Consider the following 5,484-nt stretch of genomic DNA (forward strand, 5'->3'; position numbering starts at 1 on the left):
ACACAGAAGTTAAGCTCTCTATCGCTGATGGTACTTGGGGCGAAGGCCCCTGGAAGAGTAGGACGTAGCCACGTAATCTTTTTTTTATGCAAAAATAGCTCTTAAAAAAATTAAGTAGAATGTATATATAAAATTATTATATATACATATTAAAAAATATTATAAGTAAATATTTAATATAGTATAGATTTTTTACATAATAGATAATATAATTTTAAAATAGGAATATATATTATATAAAATCGATAAATTCGTTGCACAAAAATTGAATTTATAAAATATTATTGAGGAGGATAAAAATGAAATTTGCAAAAAAACTTTCGGCAATAGTTTTATCAGCAGCTCTTTTATTAACAGGTTGTTCTTCTGGAGAAAACCAGAAAGAATCATCAACAGAAGACAAATATACAAAAATGTCTTATGAAGAAGCATTAAAAGAAGCTGAAGGAACAACTGTAACATTCTATGGTTGGGGTGGATCTGATCAGACAAACAACTACATAGATAAATACATTGCTCCAAAATTAAAAAAAGAACATAATATAACTGTTAAAAGAGTTGGTATGAATATAGATGAAATATTAAACAACCTTCAGAACAGTGTACAGGCTAACGAAGAAAAAGGTAATATAGATGTTATATGGATAAATGGAGAAAACTTCTATACTGCCAAAGAAAATAACTTATTATTTGGACCATTTACAGAAAAACTTCCAAACTTTGAAAAATATGTAAATGGTGATGCTGACGATACAAAACTAGACTTTGGATATCCTACTGATGGATACGAAGCTCCATTTGGAAAAGCACAGGTTGTTATGGAATATAATTCAGATAAAGTGAAACCTATAAAAAATGCGGATGAATTATTAGAAGCTGCTAAAGCGAATCCTGGTAAATTCACATATCCAGCATTACCAGACTTTACAGGTTCTGCATTTGTAAGAAATATAATATATGAAAAAGTAGGTTATGATAAATTAAAAGATATAGATCCAACTGATGAAGAAGCTGTAAGAGAAGCTATAAAACCAGCTATGGACTATCTAAAAGAATTAAAACCATACCTTTGGAAAAAGGGTGAAACATATCCAACTGACTCAACTCAGCAGGATAATATGTTTGCAGATGGAAGCTTATACTTCAATGTAAGCTATAATCCAAACCATGCATCATCACTAATAAGCAATGGGACATACCCTGAATCAACAAGAACTTGTGTATTTGACAAGGGAACAATAGGAAACACTCATTTCCTAGCAATAGCTAAAAATGCTCCAAACAAAGCTGGTGCAATGGTAGTTATAAATGAAATACTAGGATTTGAATCTCAGATGGAAAAATACAAACCAGAAGTTTGGGGTGACTTACCAGTATTAGATAATGAAAAACTTTCTGATGAACAGAGAACTACACTAGATAGTGTAGAAATAGGACCTGCAACATTACTTCAGAGCGAATTACTTTCAAAAAGACAGCCAGAGCTACCATCAGCAATAGTTCCTGTAATAGAAAAAATATGGACTGAAGAAATACCAGGTAAATAATTATAAATTAATGATAAAAAAATAGAATAATAAATAAAAGTAAAGGATATTCGTTTTTCGAATATCCTTTGTGCTATATTAAAAAATAAAAAATAGAATATAATAGGAGAAGAAAATGTCTAGAAAATCAAAATATAGACCATACTTGGAAACTATGCCAGTTGTAGCACTTCTATTATTTGTACTAGTATTTGGGATTTTAGGAGCTTTTGTACAAAGCTTGGGGTATTTCTCATTTATAGGTATGAAAGAAATAACATTAGAATACTACACTAAAATATTTACAAATTCTAGTTTCTTAAAAAGTCTATCATTTACTTTATACATAAGTGCAATATCGTCGATAATAGCTGTTGTACTTGGAATAATAATAGCTAGTTTGATAGTTTCTTTAAAATCTAAAAAAGAATATATATACAAAATTCCAATAGTAGTACCACACATAACAGTTGCTCTATTTGCAATAACATTCTTATCGGACTCAGGATTTTTTGCGAGAATACTTTATAGCATGGGAGTAAAAAATGCACAAGAAATATTTTCAAATATACTATTTAGTTCAAATGGAATCGGAATAATACTAGCATATATATGGAAAGAAACGCCATATGTTATGCTGACATGCTTGGCAGTACTAAAAAGACTTAGTAGCAAACATGAAATGGCAGCAATAAACTTAGGTGCATCTAAATGGTACGCATTTAGAAAAGTAACACTTCCGATGCTACTACCTACAATACTATCTGTATTCACAATAATATTCTCGTTCTCGTTTGGATCATATGAAATACCAATGTTACTAGGGGCAACAGTACCAAAAGCAATAGCAGTTCAAGCATTTATCGAATACCAAAATCCTATGATGACAAATAGACCATATGCTATGGCTATGAATATGGTAATAATAGCATTTTGTGTATTATTCGTACTACTATTTAATACAATTATCAAAAGAATTGTTATGAATGAAAAAAATTAAAAAACTTTAGAATAAAGTATAAAAAAGGAGAAAAAATATGAATTGGAAAAAACTTACGATGAAGCTACTTCTAGCCTTATCTATACTTTCTATTATAATTCCAATACTATCCATGATACTGTGGTCCTTTACAAATAATTACATATGGCCGGATATAATGCCTACAAACTTTGGAGTTAGAGGATGGGAATATGTAATACAAAACAGCGACAGAGTAATCCATACACTAAAAAACAGCATATTCATATCTCTAATGACTACAATAATAACAATAGCAATATCAATTCCATGTGCAAAAGCATTAGCATTTGAGAATTTTAAAGGTAAAAAATTTGTAGAAATGTTAGTATTCTCACCAGTGATAATACCACCAGTATCTATAGGAATGGGACTAAACATAGAATTTATAAAAATGGGCCTTGCTGGAACATACTTAGGGATAATACTAGTGAGCATAGTTCCTTGCATACCATATGCTGTAAATATGATAAAAGATGTATTTTTAATAACTGGAAGAGGATACATAGATCAAGCATATACACTCGGTGCAAGTAAAAAAGATGTATTTCTAAAAATAGTTGCACCAATGATAATGCCTGGAGTAATATCAGCTGCAATGATGTGTTACATTGTATCATTCAGTCAGTATTTCCTTGTATATTTAATAGGCGGTGGAAAAATAATTACATTTACAATGGAAATGTTCCCGTTCATACAATCAGGGGATAGAATGTTGGGATCTGTTTATGGATTGATATTCATAGCTAGTACAATAGTATTGCTTATAGCTATGGAATATATAATGAAAAAAATGTACAAAAACGAGCTAGAAGATTATAAATATATCTAAAGTTATAATATAAAAATTAATCACAAAAGAATATAAATATAGAAAATAGAGGAATAAAATATGTATAAACTTGAATTACAAAATATACAAAAGAAATTCTCTAATAAAAATGTATTAGATGGATTAAATTTACAGGTAAAAAAAGGTGAAAGAATAAGTATACTTGGCCCATCTGGATGTGGGAAAAGTACAACGCTTAGCATAGTAGCGGGTTTAATTGATGATTTTGAGGGAAAAGTAATCCTAGATGGAGAGGACATAACATCAAAAGCCGCAAACAAAAGAAATATAGTTATTGTAAATCAGGAAAACCTACTATTCCCACATATGAATGTATATGAAAACATAGCATTTGGACTTAGAGTTAGAAAAAAGAGCAAAGATGAAATAGATAAAAAAGTAAAAGATCTCTTATCTGACATAGGACTTGAAGGATATGAAAAGAAAAAAGTATCTATGATTTCTGGTGGAGAAAAGCAGAGAGTTGCACTTGCCAGAGCATTGGCAGTAGAGCCAGAAGTATTATTATTAGATGAAGCATATTCTAGCCTTGATACGAATCTTAGAGAAAGAATGAGGGAATTGACAATAGGACTTCAGAAAAAACATAATACAACTATGATTTTAGTTACTCATGATAAAGAAGAAGCCATACTATTCAGTGATAGAATTGCCATAATGTTAAATGGGAAACTGGAGCAAATAGACTATCCAGAAGAAGTTTACACTAACCCTAAAACAAAAGCAGCAGCAAAATTTATGGTAGACGACAACTTTATTGAGATAGACGGAGCAACAATACTTATAAAACCTGAAGATATAGACATACACAAAGAAGCAGATGCACAAAATGATTTTGAAAATGCTCTAAACAAATTTGTAAAAGAAAACATCAACCTAGAAGGTAAAGTATTCTCAGCAGAAGTTAAAAAAGTTGTATATTCAGGCACTAAAATGAAATATATTCTAAATATAGGGGAAAGAACTATAAAAGTAGACGACTTCGATATGAATAGATACGAAGTAGGAGATAAAATAGGGATAGTAGTAAAGAAAACAAATATATATAGGGATTAGGTGATATTATGAAAAAAGTTATTTACGATTGCGACAATACTATGGGCTTAGATAATAGAGATATCGACGATGGTCTAGCACTAGTTTATCTAGTTGAAAATAAGGATGTGGAACTTCTTGGTGTTTGCACAACTTATGCCAATGATTCTTTAGAATACGTTCATAAACAGACATTAGAGCTTGTAGAAGACCTAGGTATAAACTTAAATGTCTACAAAGGTAGAGGAAAATTTGAAATGAATGATTATACAGGATTTGGATATAAAAGATTTGAAGATGACGGAAACTTTGAATCAAATGAAGCAGCAAAATTCATAGTAGAAATGGCGAACAAATATCCAAATGAAATAGATTTATTGGCAACTGGATCTATGCAGAATCTTTATGATGCCTATATGATAGATAATGAAATAGGAGAAAAATTAAACTCTGTAGTACTTATGGGTGGAATAACAGGCGATTTATACTTTGGAGATAAGATAATGAAAGAACTGAATTTCTCTGTATGCCCTAAGGGAGCAGAAGTAGCTATTAAAAAATATAAAAATGTGTCTATACTAACTGGAAATAGATGCATGGATGTAGAGTTTGGAACTAATGAGCTAGATAAGGTTAAAGCTTTAGGAAATAATATTAAAAATGAATTTATAATCAATAAGATTGAAAAGTGGATGAGAGAGTTTAAAGAAAAATACAACTACGATTTTATAGTACTTTGGGACGTTATTGCTGCGATTTACTTAATGAATTCTGATATGTTTAGGGATGATTTTATGAGTGTTGTTTCTACAGAGGAAGATTTGTTTGAGGGAAGACTTGTAGAAGGAGAGAGTGCTACAAGAGTAAATATTCCAATAGTTTTAGATGATAAGAAGATAAATGACGAAATGATAAAAGTTGTATTTGAAAGATAATATAAAAATTTAGAAAAACAAAAAGTGGGCAATGAGTAAAATATTATACTCAGATACCCACTTTTTTTGAGTATATGAAAAAAAGTCTGTAAATTTAATCGCCTTCTATGGTAATAT

5 protein-coding genes are annotated in these 5,484 nt (G+C 30.1%); all 5 read left to right on the forward strand.

From position 1 onward, the window contains the following. The first annotated feature begins 299 nt into the window (after positions 1–299). The 5 genes from DWX74_RS10755 (at position 300) to DWX74_RS10775 (ending at position 5,367) form a co-directional block, all read left to right on the forward strand. The gene (locus DWX74_RS10755) at positions 300–1,547 is read left to right on the forward strand and encodes an ABC transporter substrate-binding protein (protein WP_118549942.1); all 1,248 of its coding nucleotides are present in this window, start codon (positions 300–302) and stop codon (positions 1,545–1,547) included. Between the two features lie 115 nt (positions 1,548–1,662). After that, positions 1,663–2,526 carry an ABC transporter permease gene (locus tag DWX74_RS10760; RefSeq protein ID WP_118549943.1) on the forward strand — a complete coding sequence of 288 codons (864 nt, stop codon included), beginning with the start codon at positions 1,663–1,665 and terminating at the stop codon, positions 2,524–2,526. A 37-nt stretch (positions 2,527–2,563) separates the two neighbouring features. Continuing rightward, complete coding sequence (locus DWX74_RS10765; protein ID WP_118549944.1) at positions 2,564–3,376, forward strand: ABC transporter permease; 813 nt, start codon at positions 2,564–2,566, stop codon at positions 3,374–3,376. Positions 3,377–3,436: 60 nt separating this feature from the next. After that, positions 3,437–4,453 carry an ABC transporter ATP-binding protein gene (locus DWX74_RS10770; RefSeq protein WP_118549945.1) on the forward strand — a complete coding sequence of 339 codons (1,017 nt, stop codon included), beginning with the start codon at positions 3,437–3,439 and terminating at the stop codon, positions 4,451–4,453. Between the two features lie 8 nt (positions 4,454–4,461). Then, positions 4,462–5,367 carry a nucleoside hydrolase gene (locus DWX74_RS10775; protein ID WP_118549946.1) on the forward strand — a complete coding sequence of 302 codons (906 nt, stop codon included), beginning with the start codon at positions 4,462–4,464 and terminating at the stop codon, positions 5,365–5,367. Positions 5,368–5,484: the final 117 nt, after the last annotated feature.

The sequence above is a fragment of the Peptoclostridium sp. AF21-18 genome (genome assembly GCF_003478825.1).
Taxonomy (GTDB): domain Bacteria; phylum Bacillota; class Clostridia; order Peptostreptococcales; family Peptostreptococcaceae; genus Peptacetobacter.

Excerpts from the sequence above, each read along its gene's own strand:
- DWX74_RS10765 (WP_118549944.1), top strand. The coding sequence starts at position 2,564 with ATGAATTGGAAAAAACTTACGATGAAGCTACTTCTAGCCTTATCTATA.
- DWX74_RS10760 (WP_118549943.1), top strand. The coding sequence starts at position 1,663 with ATGTCTAGAAAATCAAAATATAGACCATACTTGGAAACTATGCCAGTT.
- DWX74_RS10770 (WP_118549945.1), top strand. The coding sequence starts at position 3,437 with ATGTATAAACTTGAATTACAAAATATACAAAAGAAATTCTCTAATAAA.
- DWX74_RS10775 (WP_118549946.1), top strand. The coding sequence starts at position 4,462 with ATGAAAAAAGTTATTTACGATTGCGACAATACTATGGGCTTAGATAAT.
- DWX74_RS10755 (WP_118549942.1), top strand. The coding sequence starts at position 300 with ATGAAATTTGCAAAAAAACTTTCGGCAATAGTTTTATCAGCAGCTCTT.